The organism is Pseudomonas onubensis (assembly GCF_965653655.1).
GTDB lineage: Bacteria > Pseudomonadota > Gammaproteobacteria > Pseudomonadales > Pseudomonadaceae > Aquipseudomonas.
Window position 1 is genome coordinate 1 of record NZ_CBFHAZ010000103.1, and the last position, 22,885, is coordinate 22,885.

General features: G+C 60.9%; 12 protein-coding genes. 4 read left to right on the forward strand and 8 right to left on the reverse strand.

Going from position 1 to position 22,885, the window contains the following annotated elements; all coding sequences use genetic code 11:
• Positions 1 to 86: 86 nt before the first annotated feature.
• The 6 genes from ACTD9P_RS24470 to ACTD9P_RS24495 are packed head-to-tail and all read right to left on the reverse strand — an operon-like array spanning position 87 to position 7,355.
• A complete protein-coding gene (locus ACTD9P_RS24470; RefSeq protein ID WP_438869714.1) occupies positions 87 to 1,484 on the reverse strand; it encodes a sigma-54-dependent transcriptional regulator in 1,398 nt (465 codons plus the stop codon).
• Positions 1,474 to 3,252, reverse strand: coding sequence for a sensor histidine kinase (locus tag ACTD9P_RS24475; RefSeq protein WP_438869715.1), 1,779 nt, complete (start codon positions 3,250 to 3,252; stop codon positions 1,474 to 1,476). The genes ACTD9P_RS24470 and ACTD9P_RS24475 overlap by 11 nt, the downstream gene beginning before the upstream one ends.
• Positions 3,252 to 4,376 carry a GNAT family N-acetyltransferase gene (locus ACTD9P_RS24480; RefSeq protein ID WP_438869717.1) on the reverse strand — a complete coding sequence of 375 codons (1,125 nt, stop codon included), beginning with the start codon at positions 4,374 to 4,376 and terminating at the stop codon, positions 3,252 to 3,254. Before ACTD9P_RS24480 ends, ACTD9P_RS24475 begins: the two co-directional genes overlap by 1 nt.
• Before the next feature lie 9 nt (positions 4,377 to 4,385).
• Positions 4,386 to 5,261 (reverse strand): alpha/beta hydrolase, encoded by an 876-nt coding sequence (locus ACTD9P_RS24485; RefSeq protein WP_438869718.1) that lies wholly within the window; start codon positions 5,259 to 5,261, stop codon positions 4,386 to 4,388.
• Complete coding sequence (locus tag ACTD9P_RS24490) at positions 5,258 to 6,652, reverse strand: aspartate aminotransferase family protein (protein WP_017137021.1); 1,395 nt, start codon at positions 6,650 to 6,652, stop codon at positions 5,258 to 5,260. The genes ACTD9P_RS24485 and ACTD9P_RS24490 overlap by 4 nt, the downstream gene beginning before the upstream one ends.
• Positions 6,645 to 7,355 (reverse strand): MtnX-like HAD-IB family phosphatase, encoded by a 711-nt coding sequence (locus ACTD9P_RS24495; RefSeq protein WP_138816626.1) that lies wholly within the window; start codon positions 7,353 to 7,355, stop codon positions 6,645 to 6,647. The genes ACTD9P_RS24490 and ACTD9P_RS24495 overlap by 8 nt, the downstream gene beginning before the upstream one ends.
• Positions 7,356 to 7,581: 226 nt before the next feature.
• On the opposite strand from ACTD9P_RS24495, the gene ACTD9P_RS24500 reads away from it, so the two are divergent.
• Positions 7,582 to 8,352: a MipA/OmpV family protein gene (locus ACTD9P_RS24500; RefSeq protein ID WP_138816628.1), complete on the forward strand. Its 771-nt coding sequence runs from the start codon at positions 7,582 to 7,584 to the stop codon at positions 8,350 to 8,352.
• Between the two features lie 121 nt (positions 8,353 to 8,473).
• On the opposite strand, the gene ACTD9P_RS24505 is transcribed toward ACTD9P_RS24500, so the two are convergent.
• The gene (locus tag ACTD9P_RS24505; protein WP_438869719.1) at positions 8,474 to 9,127 is read right to left on the reverse strand and encodes a DsbA family oxidoreductase; all 654 of its coding nucleotides are present in this window, start codon (positions 9,125 to 9,127) and stop codon (positions 8,474 to 8,476) included.
• Between the two features lie 57 nt (positions 9,128 to 9,184).
• Complete coding sequence (locus ACTD9P_RS24510) at positions 9,185 to 10,204, reverse strand: alpha/beta fold hydrolase (RefSeq protein ID WP_438869720.1); 1,020 nt, start codon at positions 10,202 to 10,204, stop codon at positions 9,185 to 9,187.
• A gap of 186 nt (positions 10,205 to 10,390) precedes the next feature.
• Here ACTD9P_RS24510 and ACTD9P_RS24515 point away from each other — a divergent pair, with 186 nt between their 5' ends.
• The 3 genes from ACTD9P_RS24515 (at position 10,391) to metR (ending at position 22,570) form a co-directional block, all read left to right on the forward strand.
• Complete coding sequence (locus tag ACTD9P_RS24515) at positions 10,391 to 15,925, forward strand: dermonecrotic toxin domain-containing protein (RefSeq protein ID WP_438869721.1); 5,535 nt, start codon at positions 10,391 to 10,393, stop codon at positions 15,923 to 15,925.
• 132 nt (positions 15,926 to 16,057) lie between these two features.
• Complete coding sequence (locus tag ACTD9P_RS24520) at positions 16,058 to 21,574, forward strand: dermonecrotic toxin domain-containing protein (protein ID WP_438869722.1); 5,517 nt, start codon at positions 16,058 to 16,060, stop codon at positions 21,572 to 21,574.
• A 78-nt stretch (positions 21,575 to 21,652) separates the two neighbouring features.
• Complete coding sequence (metR, locus tag ACTD9P_RS24525) at positions 21,653 to 22,570, forward strand: transcriptional regulator MetR (RefSeq protein WP_438869723.1); 918 nt, start codon at positions 21,653 to 21,655, stop codon at positions 22,568 to 22,570.
• Positions 22,571 to 22,885: the final 315 nt, after the last annotated feature.

Sequence of the window (22,885 nt, forward strand, 5' to 3'; positions counted from 1 at the left end):
GTGTGTCAGTCAGCACATGTATTGACTGACACACCGCTTTCGCGAGCAAGCCCGCTCCCACAGTTGATCGACGTTGTTTGCGAATTTCAGCGAATGATCTTCTCGACCTGAATCCCCAGTTTCTTCAGCCGATACCAAAAACTTCTCTCGGAAATCCCGATCTTCGCCGCCGCCGCAGCCTGCACGCCGTTGCTCTCATTCAATGCCGCCATGATGTAGGTTTTCTCGACCTCAGCCAGCGCCGCATCCAGGTCGGCAGGCACGCCCGGTGTGTCACCGAGCAGCGCCGTCACGCCGTCCTCGGCGGGCCTGGACGCAAACAGGTAAGCCGGCAGGTCAATGTCTTCGATCACCGGCGAAGCCGCCACGATGGTCGCCCGCTCCACGCAGTTTTGCAGCTCACGGATATTGCCCGGCCAGTGGTAAGCGGCCATCGCCTGCAACGCCTCGGGGCTGAAACCGGTGATGCGTTTGCCGGCGGTGGCGCTCAGGGTCTGGGCGAAGTGCCGGGCCAGGGGCACGATGTCTTCGGCGCGCTCGCGCAGGGCTGGCAATGGGATCGGGAATACATTGAGGCGGTAATACAGGTCTTCGCGAAACTCTTTATTGGCTACCGCATCCAGCAGGTTCTTGTTGGTGGCAGCGATCACGCGCACATCCACCTTGCGCTCGCGGGGGTCGCCCACCGGCTCGATCACGCGCTCCTGCAAGGCCCGCAGGATCTTGGCCTGCAATGCCAACGGCATGTCGCCCACTTCATCCAGAAACAAAGTGCCCTGGTCGGCCTGCATAAAGCGCCCTACCCGGTCGGCCACGGCGCCGGTAAAGGCGCCTTTGCGATGGCCGAACATCTCGCTTTCCAGCAGACCTTCGGGGATGGCCGCGCAGTTGACCGCCACGAACGGCTTGTCGGCGCGGCTGCCATGTTTGTGAATCGCTCGCGCGACCATTTCCTTACCGGTGCCGCTCTCGCCGGTCAGCAGGATGGTGGCGTTGCTGTCGCGTACCGAATCGACAGCGTGCAGCACCTGGCGAAACGCCGGGCTGTCGCCCACCAGGCTGTCGAACTGCGCATGGTGATCCAGCTCGGCGCGCAGGCGTGCGTTGTCGCGCATGATGTCGCGAAACTGCAAGGCCTTGGCCACGGTGATGTCCAGCTCGTCGATATCGAACGGTTTGGCAATGTAGTCATAGGCACCGTTGCGCATCGACTGCACGGCGTTTTTCACCGTGCTGTAGGCGGTCATCACGATCACCGGCAACTCCGGGAAGCGCACCTTTATCTCGGCCAGCAACGCCGGCCCGTCCATGCCCGGCATGCGCCAGTCGCTGATCACCAGGTCGACGTCTTCCTGCTCCAGCACCTTGAGCGCGTGCAGGCCGTTGCCGGCGGTAAACACCTGAATGCCGTTCTGGCTCAAGGCCGATGACAGCAAGTCGCAGAGCTTGGGCTCGTCGTCGACTACCAATACGTTATGCGTCATGAACTTCCTCATCGTCGCCGTCGTCTTCGCCATGGGCCGGGATGTACAGGCTGAAGGTGGCGCCGGCATCTTTCTCACTGGCGCATTCAATGCTGCCGTCGTGACTTTCCATGATCGAATAGACTTTAGCCAGCCCCAGGCCCGTGCCGGAGGCCTTGGTGGTGACGAATGGCGTGAAGATGCGCTCGATCATATCGGCCGGAATGCCTTGGCCGGTGTCGGCGATGCTGATCACCGTGTTGCCGTCCACGCTGCGAATGCCCAGGGTCAGGCGCCCGCCTTCGGGCATCGCGTCGATGGCGTTGAGGATCAGGTTCAGGCACGCCTGTTTGAGTTGCTTGGCATCGGCGTAGATCGTCGCGCCGGGCGCCTGGTCATCGATGTGCGCGTCGATGTTATGGGTGGCCAGTTCCGGGCTGCAAAAGCCGAGGATTTCTTCCACCACCGGGCGCGCCGCCTGCAACACACGCAGCGGCGGGTTGGGTTTGGCGAAGTCCAGAAACTCAGTGATCAGGTCGTTGATGCGGCTGACTTCGCTGATCACGTATTCCAAGTGGCGCTTGTCGGTGTCCGGCAGGTCGACACGCCGGTGCAGCAATTGGGTGGCGGTCTTGATGATGCCCAACGGGTTGCGAATCTCATGCGCCAGGCCCATGGCGACTTCGCCCAAAGCATGCAGGCGGTCGCGGCGGCGCAGTTGCGCTTCAAGGTGATGCAACTCGCCCAGGCGCTCGGTCATATGGTTGAAGGTGCTGCTCAGCTGCGCCAGCTCATCGCCGCCGGTGACCAATACACGGTGCTCGTAATTGCCCGAGATCACGGCGTCCACGCCTTGGGACAAATCGCGCAGCGGTTTGGTCAGGCGCCGTGACACCAAGACACCGGCGCCCAGCGACAACGCCGAACTGAGCAGGAAAATCAGCACGAACAGATTGCTCTGGTTCACCAGCCCCACCAGGCTGGTGTGGCGCAGCAGGCCGCTGAAGATCACACCTTGCAGGTCGCCGGCATCATTGAAGATCGGCCAGTACAACCCGCTGTAGTTATTGGTGAACTGCTCGCTCGGTTGCTTGGTGGCGCGCATGGCCGTTTCGACATTCTTCGGGATGCGCGAAGGGTGGTTTTCAAAACGCTGGGTCGAGAAAATCTCGGAAAAACCCTGAGGGTTGGCCAGGTACAGGCGCAGGTCGAGGGAATGCACATCGGCCACGCTGGTGAGGAAGCTGCTGTCCAGGTAGGTGGCCACCAACAGCAGGTAATCGACGCCTTCCTGGGTGGTTTCAAAGGTCGAGACCACCAGGCCCGTAGTCACGCCGGCCACTTCCACGGTCTGCAACACGGCGTTGCTGGTCAGGTTGATCTGCTTGACCACATCGTCGGCCGCGGTGCTGAACACCACTTTGTGGTCACTCACGCGAATCAGCGCGACCACATCGATATCGGTGGCGTCGGCGATGTCGGCGGTCAGGCGGTCATGCTTGGCCGCTTGCTTGCTCGACGGCGGCGCGGTGTAGCGCAGGAACAGTTTGGCCATGCGCGCGTTGTCATGCAGGATGTCGCCGATTTCGTCCTTGACGATCTTGGTCGACTCTTGCAGCCAGATGCGCACGTTGCTGTCGAAAATCTGCGACAAGGTGGTCGCCGCCAGTTCGGCCGCGATCATGGTCGGGATAACGCTGACCAGCCAGAACGCCAGCACCAGCTTGCGCTGGACGCTCCAACGCGAAATGGCAAAGGGGCGGGCTTTTTGGCGGGTCTTGGTGATCATCAGGTTTCGCTTATCGCAGCAGCCATGGCAGGGTCGGAACGGTCCGGTCTTATGTACATTTTAACGAGTTTGAGCAGGCCGTTGAGCAGCCGGTTACGGTGACGGAAAAACATGCTGTTGCCCTGGAACTCGCACCCCAGGCGCAGCTTACTGGCATAGCCCTCCTGACCGCACTCATACACCGGAATCTTGTGTGCAATACAGTAGTCGACATTGGTCAGCCAGTAGCGAAAGTACAGACTGTATTCACGGCTGAACTCACGGTCATGCCCGAAAAACTTGTCGACCAGCCGGTGCTGGTCCAACAGCACCAGGTTGAACGCCACCAGGCGCTCGTCCACCCAGTAAAGAGCACAGACCGCACGCCCTTGCAGCTGTTCAAGAATGCCGGTGAAATAACGCGCCGGCAGGCGTTCGAACTGCAAATCGGCGCGGCTGAGCGTGTCTTCGTACAGGCGCATCACCTCGGGCAACACGTCATCAATGGTGTGCCGCCATTCGACCCGTGGGCCTGGCGCGCGCAACTTGCGACGCAAGTCCTTGCGGGTCGCCTTGCACAGCGAGCCCAGGTAGGCGTCCACCGAGCCGTAAGGCACCGTCAGCCAGCCGCTGGGTAAGCTTGGCATGCTCTGAAAGCCTGCCTGGCGGCAATTGTCTGCCCAGTCGAGGTCATTGGTCGGCACGTCTTTGACCGCCACCAGGCCAATCCCGAAGGTATTCGCATCCTCGCGTGCCGCCTCGAGCAAATGCCTGATTAGCAGTGGGCGCTGCCCTTGGGGCACGTGGCTGGCGATACCCGCGTCGCAACGCTCGGCCACCGGCGAGCCGATAGCGTACAACTGCAAGCGCAAAACACCCGGCCACAGTCGCTCCAGGCGCTCGGTAAAGCGCTTGCCGGCGCCCGACACCGTGGTGTCGAGGCGATAATAAGTGATGAACGCGGCGGCAACGGCCACCAGCGTTTCATCGTCGTAGACGGCCAGGTAACGCCACTTGAAATCATCGATCGCGGCGTTTTCCACGGCAACGTAAAAATCCCAATCCTCCAGGGCTGCAGGAAAGCAGTCATTCCAGGCGCAACGCGGGATGGCCCGGATAGTCGAGAAGGCTTGGGCGGTAATCACGTCTAGTCCTTAGGCTGATGCCCGCTGTCGATAATCCACGGGCGCCTGCACAGCCGGAGCGGCGTGTTGCTCGACAAATTCTGCGCTCAACTCGATCACCCGGCGGTATTGCAGGTCGACGGTGATCATGTGGTAGCAGTTATCCAGCAGAATCTTGGTCACCGGGCCGCCCAAGTGACGCTCGACATAATCGGCGTTCCAGCGGCTGGTGATGTCGTCCTCGATGGAGTGCAACACCAGCGCCGGCACCTTGACCTCGGGCATGCGCTTTTTGACCACGGCGTTCATACGGTGCAACTCACGCACCGTGATGCCCTCCATGGTCAGCAAGCCGGCCTCGCTGCTTTCGCCTTCCTTCATCTGACGCTCGACGATGGCCCGCAGGCGCTCGTTCTTGATGCCGTAAGGCGGCTTCTCTTCGAAGCGGCAGATGTGCACGCCGAACGGGATCTTCATCAGCAACGGCGTCAAGAACGCCAGCTTGTGAATGCTCCAGCCGTCGTACTTCAAGGTGGTCGAATACATCAACAGCCCGGCCACTTGCCCTGGGTGTTCGGCGGCGACGTACATCGACATCACCGCGCCCATGGACAAACCACCGACAAACACCTGCGCGTGGCGCTGCTTGACCTGCGCAAACGTCTTGCGCACGCCTTCGTACCAGTCCAGCCAGCCGGTGGCTTGCAGGTCGCTGTTATCGCCGCAGTGCCCCGCCAGCGTGGGCACGTACACCGTGCAGTTACCGGCTTTGGCCAGGCCTTTGGCGACCTGGCGCAATTCCGTCGGGGTGCCGGTCAGGCCGTGGATCAACAGGATCCCGACCGGACCTTCACCGAGAACGAAGCCGGCATCACCTTCACCGAGGTCGATCTCGGAGGCAATCACCGTTTGGTCGCCCGAACCAGCAGTTGCTCGAGGAGCTTCAGGCCCAGGTCGATTTCCGGGTAGCTGATTTCCAGGGACGGTGCCAGGGTGATCACGTTTTTGTAGTAGCCGCCCACGTCGAGGATCAGGCCGAGTTTCTGGCCATCCACGATCATGTCGCCTTTCATGCCTTCTTCGACCATGTAATCCAGGGTCGCCTTATCCGGCGTGAAGCCATCCGGGCCGCAGATTTCGCAGCGCAGGGCCAGGCCCAGGCCGTCGACGTCGCCGATGATCGGGAAACGTTTCTGCAGGTCTTGCAGGCCTTCCAGGAAGTATTTGCCTTTGGCCATGACCATCGCGCCGTAGTCGACTTCGCTGGTCATCTTGAACATCTCCAGGCCTACCGCCGTACCCAGTGGGTTGGAGGCGAAGGTGGAGTGGGTCGAACCTGGCGGGAAGACCTTCGGGTTGATCAGCTCTTCACGGGCCCAGATGCCGCCCAGTGGGTTGAGGCCGTTGGTCAGCGCCTTACCGAAGACGATCACGTCCGGCTGTACGTCGAAGTGTTCGATCGACCACAGTTTGCCGGTACGGTAGAAACCCATCTGGATTTCGTCGGACACCATCAGGATGCCGTGCTGATCCAGCACTTGCTTCAATTCGCGGTAGAAGTTCATCGGCGGGATCACGTAGCCGCCGGTGCCCTGGATCGGCTCGACGTAGAACGCTGCGTATTCGCACTGGTTGGTTTTCGGGTCCCAGACGCCGTTGTATTCAGTCTCGAACAAACGCGCGAACTGCTGCACGCAGTGGCTGCCGTACTCTTCTTTGGTCATGCCTTTAGGGCCGCGGAAGTGGTACGGGAACGGGATGAAGTTGGCGCGCTCGCCAAAGTGGCCGTAGCGGCGACGGTAGCGGAAGCTCGAAGTGATCGACGAAGCGCCGAGGGTGCGGCCGTGGTAGCCGCCTTCGAAGGCGAACATCAGGCTCTTGCCGTTGGAGGCGTTACGCACCACTTTCAACGAGTCTTCGATCGACTGCGAACCGCCGACGTTGAAGTGCACGCGACCATCGAGGCCGAACTTGTTCTTGGCATCGACGGCAATCATTTCCGACAGCTCGATCTTGCCTTTGTGCAGGTACTGGCTGGCGATTTGCGGCAGGGTGTCGATCTGCTGTTTCAGCGCGTTGTTCAGGCGCGGGTTGGCGTAGCCGAAGTTCACGGCCGAGTACCACATTTGCAGGTCGAGGTAGGCCTGGTCTTCGGTGTCCCACACGTAGGAGCCTTCGCAACGGCTGAAAATACGCGGCGGCTCGATGTAGTGAACGGTGTCGCCGTAGGAGCAGTATTTGGCTTCTTTATCCAGAAGAATCTGGTCTTCGGCGGTAGCGATACGAATATCAGACATGGTGGAAGAGTTCCTGATTTTCAACAGAGAGGTCGGCGGTAAAGGCGCCGGAGTTAGCGGCGATGCCTTGTGGCAACGCGGCAAGCAATGCGGGCAATTCGGCAAAGGTGTCGAAGCGCGCATGGGCAATGTTGTTGGCTTCGCAGTACTTGGCGAGGCTGCCTTTGGCGAAGACGAAGTCGGCGGTGGAGGCCACGCACATGTCGGACTTGCCGTCGCCGATCACCAGCACACGCTTGTTGCGCGGCGTGGATTTGCATTTGCAGTTGCCGGAGGCGGCGCGGCAGGCGTCGCTGGAATACGGGAAGTCGATGCGCCAGCTGTTCTGGTCGACCTGGCGCAGGCGGTTGGCGAGGATCGGCAGCAAGGTCACGTAGTTGCGCGACAGGATGCGCGCGATGCCTTGCTCGATGCCGTCGCTGACCACTTCGATGGTCGCGCCCAGGCCCATGACGTGATCGACGAAGTCCGGGAAGTCCGGGTCGATCTCCACGCTGTCGAAGTACGCCAGCAGTTCAGCCGGGGTGGCCTTGATCAGCGCCAGTTGACGGCTCAGGCATTCGCGGGAACCGATATGCCCATCCAGCCATTCCTGTTCGATGGTTTCCCACTCGGGGCCGGCGAAGCGCTGGAGGACGTTGTCGATGACGTCGGTGGGGGTGATGGTCCCGTCGAAGTCGCACACGATATGCCACTGGATCATTGCGTTTACCTTGAGGAGCAGCGCTCTGTGCGCTTGTGCCAAGAGGTATTGCAGAGACTATGCCAACTGGCCAAAGCCCAGCGGGGCTGGGGTTTTGGTCGATATGCAGGGGGATTTGTGTCGCAGGAGCTACAATTTTTGTAGCTTGCTACAAACAAGATGAGTGCTTGCGTCCGGGAGGCGCTTCGCGCGTGAATGCGCGCAAGTTCAGATAAGGAAACGCTCCATGTTCAAGGTTACTTCCGCTGTATTCGCCGGCTTGCTGGGGCTGTGGAGCTTTTCCAGCACGGTATGGGCCGAAGGCATTAGCGGCGAAGTTGGCGCTGGCGTCAGCTACCAGCCCCACGACCCGACAGGCAGCCGCTACGAAACCCGGCCGATTCCCTACTTCGATCTGGACTGGGGCAATGTGAGCCTGGGCACCGACGATGGCCTGACCTGGAGCGCACTCAATACCCACGGTTTCACCGCCGGCCCGTATATCAATTACCTGCCGGGGCGCACGGCCGATCGCTCGCTGCGTGGCTTGCGTGATGTGCCGGACATGGCCGAAGTCGGGGGGTTCATCCAGTACGCACCGGCCGAGTTCTGGCGCGTCTACGCCCAGGTCGGCCAGGCCGTCGGCGGCCCGCGCGATCAGAGTGGTGTGCTGGGCAAGGTTGGTGGCGAGCTGGGCTACCCGCTGGGCGGCGGCATTATCGGCAGCACCGGCCTGATGGCGCATTTTGCCGATGCGCGCCAGACCCAGGCGTTTTTTGGCGTTGACGATAAAGAGTCAGCGGCGTCCGGCATCCGCGCCTATAACGCCAGCGCGGGCTTTCAGAACCTGACGCTGACCCAGAGTTTCGAGTTCCCGCTGGCGAGCCATTGGTCACTGTTGACCAGCGCCAGTTGGACACACCTGGTGGGCTCGGCGGCCAACAGCAGCATCGTCAAGGAGACCGGCAACGTGAACCAGGGCCAGGTGCAGACGGCGATCAGCTACAAGTTTGACTGACCCACTGATCGTTCCCACGCTCTGCGTGGGAACGCATCCTGTGACGCTCTGCGTCGCAACTTCAAGGGCAGGACGCGGAGCGTCCGGGGCGGCATTCCCACGCAGAGCGTGGGAACGAGCATCAGGCTTTGGCTTCCTGGATGATCTGACGAATCGCGCCCACAAAGGCTTCCGCCGGCTGCCCACCGCTGACCGCGTATTGGTCGTTGAACACGATGGTCGGTACTGAAGTCACACCGCGTGTAATCCACAACTCTTCCTGTTCGCGAACTTCAGCAGCGTATTCGTCAGACGCCAGAATTTCAGCCGCACGCTGAATATCCAGCCCGGCACTCTCGGCGATGATAGCCAATGTCGCGTGGTCTGACGGGTCTTTCCCATCACTGAAATACGCCTTGAACAGCGCTTCCTTGAGGTTGTACTGCAACCCTTCAAGCCCCGCCCAATGCAGCAGCCGGTGTGCATCAAAAGTGTTGTAGATGCGGCTCTGCCCGTCCGTGCGAAAGGCAAAGCCCAGCGCCGCGCCCATGTCGCGGATACGCTCGCGGTTGGCCTGGGATTGCTCGGCGGTGGAGCCGTATTTCTCGGTGATGTGCTCGACGATGTTCTGCCCTTCGGCCGGCATTTTCGGGTTCAGCTCAAACGGCTGGAAATGAATCTCGGCCTGCACCTCGCTGCCCAGTTGGTCGAGGGCTTCGGTCAGGCCGCGCAGGCCGATGATGCACCAGGGGCAAGACACGTCGCTGACGAAATCGATTTTCAGGGGAGTACTCATGGCAGGCAACCTCGCTGGCAGTTATGTGCGCCGTAAAGGTTGCACCATACACCAACTTCACAGCAGCTTCGAAGGCTCGCCCAGGTCAATCTGCGCCCAATGCGCGGCATCTTCGCGATGGGCTTTGAGATACGGCAACACCGCCGTCAACAGCGGCGCCTTGAAGGCTTCCTGGAAACGGTGGGCCATGCCCGGTATGAGCTTCAGCTGGCTGCCCTGGATATGCGCGGCCAGGTGTACGCCGTGCATCACCGGCAACAGCGGGTCGGCGGTGCCGTGTACCACCAGGGTCGGCACGCGCAATTGGTTAAGCAAGGGCACGCGGCTCGGCTCGGCCAGAATTGCCATGATCTGGCGCTTCACGCCGTCCGGGTTGAAGGCGCGGTCGTAGGACAGCGCCGCCTGGTGCAGCAGCGCCTGGCGATCATCTTTGACGTTGGGGCTGCCCAGGGCTGCGAGCAAATCGGCTTGTTGCTCCAGCGCCACTTCACGGTTCGGCGCGCTGCGCCGCGACAGCAACTGCACCAACGCCGCGTTGGGCGCCGGCAGGCCTTCGGCGCCGGAGCTGGTCATCACCAGCGTCAGGCTCTCGACCCGCTGCGGCGCCATGGCCGCCAGGTGCTGGGCGATCATGCCGCCCATGCTTGCGCCCAGCACGTGGAATTGCTGGACCTGCAGCGCGTCCATCAAGCCCAGTGCATCGTCGGCCATGTCGGTCAATGTGTACGGCGCCGCTACCGGCAAGCCGAGCTTATAGCGCAGCACTTCAAAGGTCAGGTTGGCGCTGGCGGGTGCCTGGCGCCACGTGGACAAGCCAACGTCACGGTTGTCGTAGCGGATCACCCGAAAACCCTGTTCACACAAGGCCGCCACCACTTCATCCGGCCAGTGGATCAACTGCCCGCCCAGGCCCATGACCAGTAACAACGCAGGGTCGGACGCACGGCCGATGCTTTGGTAGGCGATGCTGACTTTTTCCAGGTCGACCGTTTGGGTCGGGACATTGACATCACATCGAGAAGCCGCAAAGGACGGCAGGCCGAACAATAGAGCGGCCAGTAAGAACAACACGCGCATGAAAAACACCGAAACGCAGAACCCCAGTAGAGCGCGAGTCTGATGAAGTTTGTTCAAGCGCGCTGCCACAGTTGCGTGACAGTTTGATGAATGCCGCTCAACGGTCACCGCGCTACCTATATGTCGCCGCGAGCCCAGGGCGCCGCTTTCTAATAAGGGTTTGAACCTATAGAGCGAATCCTCACCATGACAACGTCCTGGCCCATCCCCACCTTCCCCTTCAAACCCAAGCCCGGCGTGGCACGGCTGAACCAGCAGCCCCAGGACACCAGCCTGCTGCTGACGGCCACCCAACGCTGGCAAGAGTGCCGCACACAGCTGCGCGAGCTGATGAGCGGCATTCCCGATGCGCCAAGCCTGGTGACCTTGCTCATCAAGGAGCGCCTGGCACTCGACGGTAACAGCACCGGCCTGCGCTGCCTGGACGCAGAGGGGCGTTCAGGAGCATTTATCAGCTTGAGCAACGCGGCAGCGTTCGTACGCCAGCACTCGCCCTGGACGTTGCCGCCCGAGCAAAAGTGCATCACCGTTGGCCTGCCGGAAGACCGGCCCTACCAAGCGGTGCTGCAACAACTGGCCGAGCTGGACCTGGATGCGTTCCTTGAACAGCATTGGAACCGCTATTGGGAGAGCCGTGCACCGGGTACGCCGGTGTCACGCCGCAGCCGTATCGGCCAGCTGTACAACATTCACCTGGAAGCCTCTGCGCAAGTGGCCTTCGCCGAGCGCAGCCTGAGCGCCACGCAATTGCAGGCGCTGCTGGCCGTCAATGGCCACACACCGACCCCCAAACCCGGCGAGCCGCAGTTGTACAGCGAGCAATTGGCATTGTGCTGGCCCCACCAGCGCAAGGAAGACTTACCGGGGGCGCTGGTGTTCACCATCGACGACGAGCCGCTGACCGCACAGTTGCTGTACCTGCCGAGTGAGCAACCGCCCTTGAAGCGGTTTGCCGAACGTACCGAAATGGAGCAATGGCTGGTCGAGCATCAACAACAGTTGCTGCCTCACGTTGCCAACCCAGCCGCGTTTTCGGTCGATTACAACCTCCAGCTGACACCCCGCCAAGCGGCCGTCGAACAATTGCTGGCGCATTGGCGACTGATCTGGCTTGACAGTGTGCGCACTAAAAACGGCGGTAATCAGCTGTCGCTGCACGGCGTGCAAGCGTTGAGCCTGGCACAGGCAACCACCACGAAACTGCGCCAGGCGCCGGTATTCGCCAACCTGCCGGTGCCCACCGCGCCCGGCCCTGACGAGGGGCAAGACGAACCGGGGTGGTTCGGGCTGCTGCAAGCCGATATACCGCTCGACACCCGTTGGTCAAACCTCAAGCGCGAGCGCGACGCCCTGGAGGGTTTCCTTGGCAACCAACTCCCGGACACGGTGATCGAATCCCGCCTGCAAACGCTCAAGACCTACCACGACACGCTCACCCGCCAGGAGCAGCTCTCCATCAGCGCCGCCACTGCGCTGCTGTACCGGGAGCGCGTGTTCGACACGGCAACCATCAATCTCAACTACACCGCCCTGCATACCGCTCGCGTTACCGCTTTGCGTATTGAAGCCGACCTCCTGATTGCTCTGGACCAGTTGAGCGCCGAGGAGCACCGGTGGATCACCTCGACCCTGAGCCAACCCGCTCCCGCCCCTCCCTCGGTCGCCCAATTGAGCCTGTCAGCCAGTACACGCAACGGTGACGCGCTGACGGTGACCAGCACCACGCTCAAAGGCCCCTTGGTGTTCGCCGACGCTGCGACACTGAACGATCCATTATCGCCCCACAGCCTGTTGCTCTACTGCCCGGGCAGCCACGGCACGTTGCAGCGTTTTGCATCACGCCGCGAGTTGGAACAGCACCTGTTCCGGCTGCAGGACGACGCGCCCGACGTCAGCCTCAAGCTCGAACCTCTGAGCGGTGATGCGATGGAGCACAGCCTTGAGGGCCAGCACGGTGAATTCGAAAGCCTGGCCGCCGATCTCCGCCAGCGCTACCCAATCCCCGAGCAGGCCGGGCAACTGGCCGATGAACTGCAACAACTGCGTATCCACACCCTGACCAGGCTGACCGTGCCCGTTAATGCAGTGCGCCAACTGGCCTATGCGCAAATCCTTGAGCAGCGCCGCAGCGGCGCGTTGGTCAAACAGTTGCCGACCTGGTTCAAGCAGATGCCCGACACCGAACGCACTTCGCTCAAAGCGCTGATGCTGGCTTACCTCCAAGCCGCCAAACGTTCCCATGCCCTGCTCGAGCGTGACCTGCCGCCGCGCGAGGTTTTTTGCAAAAAGCTTCTTGGTGAGCGCCTGCACAAGGACTTTGCCATCACCCGGGACTGGACAATTACCCTGGACATTCCCGACGCCATCGTCTGGCGACGGGATATTGTGGCGGGGGCCGCGCCCGGCACCCCACAAACCAGTGTGCCGACCGCCAGCAAGGAACGCAGCAGCTTCTCCCTCAGCGAGCTGTTGCTGCTCAATATCGACACCAACGTCGAACAGCGCCTGAGCTTCAGGCACGTGACGGTCATCTGCGACGACAAGAGCCAGGCCGAAGCCCTGCGCACCGGCCTGACCCTGCCCTATCTGCGCACACTGGCCCGGGAGCTCGACCTGGCGCAGCGGTATGAAGACCAGATCCGCCTGACCTTCATGGGCTCAACCGCGCACAGCACATTTATCAACGAGTACCAGCGCGAGTGCCTGGTTGAACCGCTGCGCCAGTTGCTCAAGCTGGAAAGCCAGTGCGGCGTGCTCGAGAACCGGCTGACCGGTATCGCGCCGCAAGTGCTGGCGATTGCCATCGATGCCAGAACCCCTGAAGCGTGGAACCGCGACGGCATGCAAGTCGCGCTGATCCCCGCCTACCTGACTGCCGGCGGCAAAGACACCAACGATCAGGGCACGACCCTGGCAGGCGTAACCTTCATCGAGGAAAAAGTCTCGGGGCTGACCTTGTTGTACCTGCCCGATAGCCCCGACGGCCAGCGGCTGTACACGTTCTCCGACTTGGAACAGGCACGCCGCAAACTGTTTAACCTGTGCCTGGATGACACCCAGCTTAACTACCTGGCCGGGCGCGCACTGCTGGGAGACCCGGCAGCCCACGCCAGCCGGTTGAAGCAGGCCCACCTGAAAAACTTCCACGGTATGATCGGCACTGGCCTGGCCTGGCCGGCTACCACATCGCTGGCCGATCATTTGCTCAACACCCACATGGGCCGCCTGATTGAAGCCAATCGCAGCAGCGCCCGCAGCAATATGGCCTTGGCCCAGGAGCGTCATGCACTGAAGTCCGGGATGGTGTTCAGCTACCTGAAAATGGTGCTGGGCCTCGTGCCTTTCGTGGGCACCGGCATCGCGCTGTATGACGCCTGGACCAGCGCGAATCTGGCCACGGCGGCCTTTTTAAGAGGCGAAGTCGGCCACGGTCTGGCGGAGATGGAGTCGGTGTTGCTGGCGTTATTTGACGCCGCACTCGACCTTGCTACGGGCGTCAGCGTGACCCCGACGCGGGCGACCGCCACCCGGCAACGCCAATTGCAGGCATTGGTCAAACACCCGTCCAGCCTGCACCACGCCTCCCTGCCACAAGCCCGTCGCGTTATTGAGCGCTTTTCCGGCTACGAGTATGAAGCGTCGATTTCCCTGCACGGCCTGCAACCCCAGGCTTATGGCATTTATCGCAACGTGTACCGGCATGCCCAGGGTAACTTTATCGTGCGCCAGGGGCGTGTCTATCAAGTTGAACTGCATGGCGAGCCCCAGGGCTGGCGCCTGAGCCCGACGCGCAGCAAGACCTATAAACAGCCCATCGCGCTCAATGAGGCCGGCGAATGGGACACCCACTACGCGGTCTACGGCACCTTGTTCAACGGTGGGCTGGCCGGTGGCGGCAATGTGCTCGGGCATGTGGCCGAGGCATTTGACCCGCTATGGCCCCAGGCCGTGCGTGACTGGCTGCCACGCTGGTGGACCGACCGGCGCTATCGCGAACAACGCGCCGTGCTCGGACGGACCCGCCAGCGCGTCACGGCATTTGAACAGTCCGAACAACGCGTCAACCAGTTGGTGGAACAGTTTGAAGGCGGTGATACCAGTGTCGAAGCCGTACTGGAAACCGCGCTGACCGAAGGCATCGAGACGGCTCGCCAACTGAGCCAACACATCGACCAACTCAACGTGTTTTCCAGGGGTAACCAGGCCAGCGTCAACCGAGGCGCCAACGGTGAAGCGGCCTACTCAATGTGCTGGAACGCCCAGCGGCTGGTAAAAATCCGCGCCGAACGAATGACAGTCAACGACGACCTCATCGACGACTTGCTCGACCGGTTAGACGTTATACCCGATGCCCAAACGCAGCCTCGCGAGGCGTTAAGTGAGCAGATCAGAACGTTGCGCCAGACCAACCTCGGGCTGATTGACCAAGTGCAAAACGCCACCGACACCATGAACGCCTCGCTGGGGAAGGTCACCGACTCCGATCTTCGACAAAACCTGGCCACGGCAGCCGAAGTCATCAACCGACACTTGTCCGCCAAAAACCTTGACGAGATGAAGGTCAACACCCTGCTTGAGCTGGTCGTACACCACACTGAACCCAATGACGTGTCCTGGCACTACTTGCAAGGTCCCTTGATGGACAGCAAGAACAACGTGTCACGTGCGGTGTATTTGCAAGCCAATCTGCACGAAGTACGACCCACCGCCACCGAGCGCAATACGCTGCTGACCTACTGCGTCAGCGCCTATAGAACCATGGAACGAAACTTGAACCGCTGGGCGATTACCGACTCCCGGCATTTCAACAGCGCGCACTTGACCGCTCTGGCAAGCGAGCTGAAAAAAATGCGCGAGCGCGCTCAGCGGGCTATCCGTGAGGTTCGGCCGCAGCCAGACGCAGCCCCGGTCAGCACCCGCCGCGTCTTCCAGACAGTAGACAATATGCTACTGATCGGCGTGGAGAATTGGGACCGTGCCGCTAATTTACGTCGCTATACCCTCACGGGTGCCGGGGGGCGCACCGAAATATGGGAACAAGGTGCCGACGGCCTGATCCGCCTGACCAACCCGGCTCCGCTGCCTGCCGTCGCAGCCGCCACGAATATCCATGCGTTGAACGCCGAAGCCCTGACCCGGCTCGAGGGCGTCGCCGCCTTGATTGACCGGGTGGAAGGCTACGCCCGGCAACACATGTTGCCGGTCGAACTCGAAGAAATGCTGCAGCGCGAAGCCGACGCATTGCGCTCACGCGCCCTGGCCATCGAGGCCCTGGCACCGCAGAACCCCATCATCCTGCGCCTGCGTAACCAGGCCGTCGAGCTGATCGATACCGGCCGCAGCCTACGCACTCGGCAATCGCTACGCAGCCCTGCCCCCACCGACGGCATGCTCGATGACCTGGTGCAACACAATGTGGTGGAGATTCGCCGTAACACTGGCCTGAAGGACCTGGGCAGACGCCCGGACCGCCAGCGCGACTTCATGCAGGAATACGAAGTCTGGGACCTGACGGCCACGCCACCGCAGGTGCTGTGGTATGTGCATTTTCACTACAACCGCCGCGCGGCGCCGTTCGATGCTTTCGAAAAAGCCCATCTGAAACTTCCGGAACACCGCTTCCTCACCCGCACCCAAGCCCCTGAGTTGCCGCATTCCGACATCAGCCAACAGTCGGCGGCCCTTGCGCATATCCGGCCCCATTGGGTCGCCGCCGAGTAAGCCTTGCCGACCCTCGACCCAGGCTGCCGCATGGCCGCCTGGACTACCCCGTCTCTATTTCAAGGATTGATACCCATGCCCCTTACGCCTTCTCTTACCGACTTCGGCGTCTTACGCCCGAGGATGCAGCCGATGATTGACGAAGACCTGCTGGTCGACGCCAGCCAACGCTGGCAAGACTGCCGTCGCGACATGCTCGCCCTGGTGGCCGGCATCCCGACAGTGCGCAGCACCATCAAGCGGCTGCTCCAGGAACACCTGCAGTTGGACGGCGAACGTGTGGTGCTACAGTTTTCGGCTACCACGGAACGGGGCCGCAGCCGTGTAACCCTGAGCGAAGCCTGCCTTTACCTGCAACAACACCCGAACCTGGACACCACGCAGGTGCCCGCAGCCAACGTGCTGCATCTGCCGGCGCAGCACGCCTTGGCGGCGTACAGCGTCGCCATGCTGCTCGACGAACTGAAAACCCTGGACCTGGAACAGGCAATCGAAGACAACTGGCTGCGCTACTGGCGCACGGAACGTGCGCCCAATGCCCCGGTGACGTGTCGCCAGCGCGCGGTAGAGCTTTACCGGGCCCATTTTGAGGCCAGCGGGGAACACCTGCTGGCCGAGGGTACGGTCAATATCGAAGTACTCACCCCCTTGTTCTCGCTGGTCAGTTCGACACCGTCGACGTCCGACGCGCAAACCATTTATGTCGAACAGGTACTGCTCAAACCCGTCGATACCCAGGCCATCGCCTTGCCCGGTGCCTGGGCAATCACCCTGGATACCGAACAACCGGTCAACCAGCTTTTGTATGTGCCCAAACAGATACCGGCCTGGCGCACCTTCAGCCGGCGTGCAGACATGGAGCGCTGGCTGCTCGACCAGCAACAAACGCTGTTCTCCACCCGCGCTGTCGATGCTTTGGCAACGATTGAGTACCGGATCAAGCACGACCCCTTCGACGCAGGCATCAGCCTTTGGCTCAAACAGTTGGTCGACAACCAGTATCAGGACGCGATCAAACCTTTGACCAATGTGGCGATTCACGATGCCTACCAAGCCCTGCAGCACCTCGACCAGCTTGACGTACAACGCCAGGCCCAATCACTGTTTGCACAGGCACCAGAACTGCCAGACGCCGAGGTCGATACGCTCAACGCTCCCGAGCTTGTGCAGTTTGGCCTGCTGCACAACGCAGTGGATGCCCGTCGACGCAAGGCCCTGGTGCAGCAGCAACGCAGCGCCTTCGAACGCCTGCTGGGCAACGACGGCCCGACGAGCCCGCGCTGGCAATCGCTCAAATTGCAACTGGACGAGCTCAAGGCGCAGCAACACGCCGCCGAAACGTCAGCCCGTGCGATGTTGAGTCGAGCGCCGCTGGATTTAACCGCACTCAACACGCACTACACCGCCCTCTACCAGGCGCGCCTTCAGGCATTGCGCCTGGAAGCGAAGATTCAACGGGTCCTTGACCAGATCAGCGAAGACGAACTGAAGCAAGTCGAAAACGCCTTGGAGACACCTGCACCCAACGTGCTGGCACTCACGCTGTCGGTCACCCGACCCGGTCATCTGCAACCGACGCTAACCGAACTCAACGGGCCACTGGTCTTTCTGCCTCCCAAAGATCCGCAAACGCCTGAGGCCCGCGAAGGCACGCATTTTATTTACTGGCCAGGCAACGATGGCGCCCTGCAACGTTTCGATTCCCGGCAGGCGCTGGAAGCAGGCTTGTTCGACATCCATCCTCAGGACGACGTACTCGCCCTGCAATTCAAGTCACTGAGCCAGGACCCGTTCGATTACAGCCTGAGCAGCCAGCAGACCGCTTTCGATGAACACGCCGCACGCCTGCGCCAGACCTGGGCCGCACCTGACCAGGCGACGACGCTGGCAGGCGAACTCGAAAAGCTGCGCGAGCAAACGCTGCCGACGCTGCTGGTACCGGACAACACCGCTCGAGAAGCCGCGCACCTGCAACTGATCGAGCAGTACAACACCCAAGTGCTGGCCGAACACATGCAACCGTGGCTGCGTACACAGCCGGCAGACAAACACCAAGCGCTCAAAACACTGCTACGTGCCTACCTCCCCGCAATGAGAAGCTCCCAAGCCTTGTTCGAGCGCTCACTGCCGCGCCGTGACGTATTTGTCAGGCAACAAATCGACGCACGTCTGCGCAAGGATTTCGCCCTTGCAAAAGGCTATACGCTGCAACTGGATCTGCCCGATACGGTGACACAAAAGCAAGACATCATCCCCGGCGCCGCACCCGGCACGCCGATCAAACTCATTGATGTCCCTAGCCCCCAACGCAGCACGCTTTCTGTGGACGCGCTCGCCCTGCACAACATCGGTTCCGATATCAGTCTGCGCCTGGGGTTTGTGCGCGTTGAGGTGACTGCCGATGACGCCAATGAGCAAGAGACTCTCAAGGCTGGCATTACAAAACACTACCTGAAGAGCATGGTCACCGACCTTGATCTGGCTAAACGCTACGAAGCTCTGATCTTTCAAACGTTCAAAGGCACGCCAAGGGAGTCCACGTACCAGAAACAGTATCGCCGCGAATGCCTGATCGAGCCCCTGCGCCTGATGCTCAAGGCGCAAGGCATGCTGGCGCTCATGCAAAACCACATCAGCACCGACGAACTGCAACTGCTGAACATCGCGATTGAGGCCGACACTCAAGGGGCCTGGGAACACAACGGCAAGCGTATTCACCTGCTGCCGGCGAACCTGAGCATAGGCGGCAAAGACACCGGACACGAGAGCCCGATCACGCTGTCTGGCGTCACCTTTATCGAAGAAAGAAACTCGGGAAACACCCTGCTCTACCTGCCCGATACGCCCGACGAGCGTTATCTTCGCGGCTATACCAGTCTTGAGAAGGCGCGTGTCGCGCTGTTCGAACTGTGCCAGCTCGACGCCCTGGTGCACTACATGGCAAGCCGCGCAATAAAGGGCGACGTTCGGGCGCACAAGAGCCGCATCAATCAGGCGATCGACAAGGGCAACGACAGCCTGTTCCAGGTCGGCGTCGCATGGCCCGCCACCACCTCACTGGCCGCCCATCAGTTGGATGCCCACATGGGCCGCGTGCTGGAGGCGCATCGAAATGACGCGCGCTCCAACGATGATCTGGCGAATGAAAAATATGCACTGCAAAGCGCCAAACTGTTCAACACAATCAAAATCGCCCTGAGTGTTGTGCCCCTTGTGGGCACCGCCGTGTCCCTGGTAGACGCGGTCACCAGTTTGTATCAAGCAGTGGCCGCTTTTCGGCGGGGAGACATAGGCGATGGCATCGACCTATTGGCATCGGTTTTTGAGTGCCTGGTATTTGCTGCCATGGACATTCTGACCTTTGCCGCCGTGCCCACCGCGCGCGCCAGTACGGCCCGGCAACTGACCGCCACGCGCCAGCTCAAAGGACGTTCGAGCCCTGACTTCTGGCGAGCCGTGAAGTCGCGTCAGAGCACTACCACCCGTGACCGTTTTGCCGGGTACGAGCACCCCGGCACCTTTGCGACGGGTAGCCTGCAGCCGGTGCAGACCGGGCCTTATCGTCATACCCTGCGCCATACGTCCGGCGATCATTTCATCCTTAGCGAAGGGCGCTATTACAAGGTCAGGTACGACGCCTACACAGCAGAGATGCGACTGGTCGCCCAGGGGAAGTACTACTCCCCGGTCATCGCCCTGGACCAGGCGTTGCAATGGGACACTCACTCAACCCTGTATGGTGGCCGGCTCACCGGATACGGCGGCGGCAGCAGGCGCCGGGGGCGTGGGGCAGCGCAAACGGGCAACGTCCCCCCGGCGGTAAACCGGCAACTGCCTGCACAGGTATTAGAGGTCAACATGCAACGCCTGGAACTGGGCAGGTCGTTGAGAACCCAGGCCGCGGACTTTTACTCCGAGGTAAACGCCAGCACTCAAAAATTAAAAAAGTACGCCAGCGATTACCCGGACACCTCCGTCACATCCGCTCAACGCATCAAGGACAGCAAAGCCCTGGATGTCGACCTGGCCAGGGACATCGAAGGTGCGAAGAAAATGTATACGTCGTTTGAAACGGCCCAGCAGCAGCAAGTCCGGCTTCCTGAACTCAGCTATGGCGACGAACTGAACAGAACAGCCCACATCCTCTCGGACCGACTCAATCACCTGATCCATCATGCCAACCAGCGGACAGTGGCTTTGATTGACCGAACAATCGCGATCAACCAGGAACTGAGCAACCTGCCTCTGGCGTCCGCCACTCGCCGGACACTCAGCAGTGAGCTGAGGCAGTGCCGGCTTGATATGCTCGATGAGCTCAGCGCAATAGAAAGCTCAATGAAGGACATGGGCACCTGGGCCAAACGCATTACCGTCAGAGCGACACGCACGGAGGTCGCGGCCAACCTGGATCATTGGAAGCAAAAATTTACCGACCTGCGCATTGCCAGCATTCGCAGCGGCCAACTGATGCAATCGCTTACCCGCCAACCGCAAACCTTGAGCATCGACTGGATCTACCAGGAATTCGCGGTGAAGAAGGCCAGGGGCAACGTCGACCGCACCATCACCACGCACATGACCCTGCCCGAAGCCAACATCAGCCGGGTTGAACGCAATCGGGTTTTGCAAAATTGCATCAAGGTCTATGAAGACTTTTCCCGTGACTTGAGTGCCTGGAACGAGCGGTCACCGGATCATTTCGACCCGAACTTCCTCCAGCTCCTGCAAAAAAACCTTGAGCGCTTGATTCGTAAAGCCGAACGCGCGATCAAAAAACCCGCCTCCGACCCCAAGCCAAACGCTACTCGCGGCGTATTTGAAACTGAGGACGGGCAGTTGTTGATCGGCACCGAAAAACCTGCCGGGCAACAGTCACCGAGACAATTCATTATCAGCGACGCCGACGGTAAAACCATTGAGGTGTGGGATAAGATTGGCGAGAGCAACACCTTTCGCTTGAACCCAACCCAGAGCCAGCCTGGCGCCGCACCACCCGCGCTGCCGACCGACCGCCGAGCCACCCTTGCGGATGCCAAGGCCCGCCTGGACGGGGTAGATGCGTTTGAAAAAAAGGTGCGAGGCTACAAGACCATGGAACCGGTCAACCTCGAACACAGACTGGTCACCGAAGCCAAAGAACTGCGCACTCGCGCCAACACAGTGCAAAGCCTGGAAGCGGGCAACCCGCTTGTCGATCAATTGCGCACCCGAGCCACTGCACTTGAACAGGCGGGCGGAGCCCTGCGGATCCAACGCAGCCTGGAAAGCCCGACGCCGACCGAAGGCTACCTGGACTACCTAGTCAGTAAACATCGCGTGATAATTCGAAAGCTCGGCTCACGTAAAAAGCTCAGGGATAAACGCCTTGACGGAAAAGACGACTACCTGCAGGAGTATGAGATTTACGACTCCAACAGACAGGCAAAGACCGACAAACCGATCTGGTACGCGCACTTTCACTATGACGCGCTGCAGTCCTCATTCGACAGCTTCCCCAAAGCGCACTTGAAACTCTACGAGCAGCGCTATCTGGGCATGAAATGGCAAGCGGCAACAGAGGGCGCCGGAACCACCTTCGCAGACACCAGGATCTGGCGCGGCAATATCGACAAACCCTTTGCCAGGCTGCACTTCCAGGCGGTGGAGTAACCGCAATGGCTTGGCGGCCAACATGAACTGCTTTCAATGAATTACCATTGAGCATAAATTTCATTCATGGAGGCCGCCGTGCTGGAAATCCGCCATCTTAAAACGCTGCACGCCTTGCGCGAAGCCGACAGCCTGGTCGAAGCCGCCGAACGCTTGCACCTGACCCAGTCCGCGCTGTCACACCAGTTCAAAGAGCTGGAAGAGCGGCTGGGCATGCCATTGTTCGTGCGCAAGACCAAGCCGCTGCGCTTCACCAGCGCCGGGCTGCGCCTGCTGCAACTGGCCGACGCCACCCTGCCCTTGCTGCGCGGCGCCGAGCGCGACATCGCGCGGCTGGCCGGTGGCACCGCCGGGCGTTTGCACATGGCTATTGAGTGTCACAGTTGCTTCCAGTGGCTGATGCCGACCATCGACCAGTTCCGCGACGCCTGGCCGGAAGTCGAGCTGGACCTGGCCTCAGGCTTTGCTTTCGCGCCGCTGCCGGCCCTGGCACGTGGCGACCTGGACCTGGTGGTGACCTCCGACCCGTTGGAACTGCCGGGCATCACTTATGTGCCGCTGTTTACCTACGAAGCCATGCTGGCCGTGGCCAACCAGCATGCGTTGGCGAACAAGGCGTACATCGTGCCGCAGGACCTGCTCAGCGAAACCCTGATCACCTACCCGGTGGAGCGCGACCGCCTGGACATCTTCACGCGGTTCCTGGAGCCCGCCGACGTGGAGCCTGCCCAGGTGCGCACCTCGGAGCTGACAGTGATGATGATGCAACTGGTTGCCAGCGGCCGCGGCGTGTGCGGCATGCCGCATTGGGCGCTGCATGAATACAGCTCGCGCGGTTATGTGAAGGCCAAGCGTTTGGGCGAGAAGGGTTTGTTTGCGACGTTGTATGCGGGGATCCGTGCGGACATGCTCGATGCGCCATACATGCGCGACTTCTTGCTGACGGCGAAAGACACGTCGTTTTCGACCCTGGATGGGGTTAGCGCAGTGCGTTAATTACGCGAGGACTATCGGGTGGGAGCTGGCTTGCCTGCGATGGCCATAGGTATCTACACAAATATTGGCGCCTGTGGTGTTTTATCGTCGCAGTGGGGGTGTATATCCGTTGCTGCGGTAACGGCTACTTAGGGTTCCGCCCTTACGGCGGCCTGAAAGCCGACCTGAGTGGTTGAAGCAAGAGCCAGATCAAGTGCAAGGCAAAACCCTGTCTACCTGACTCAACGCAGTCTAAATGTGGGAGCGGGCTTGCTCGCGAATGCGGTGGGTCAGTCAATTCATCTGTCACTGATACACCGCATTCGCGAGCAAGCC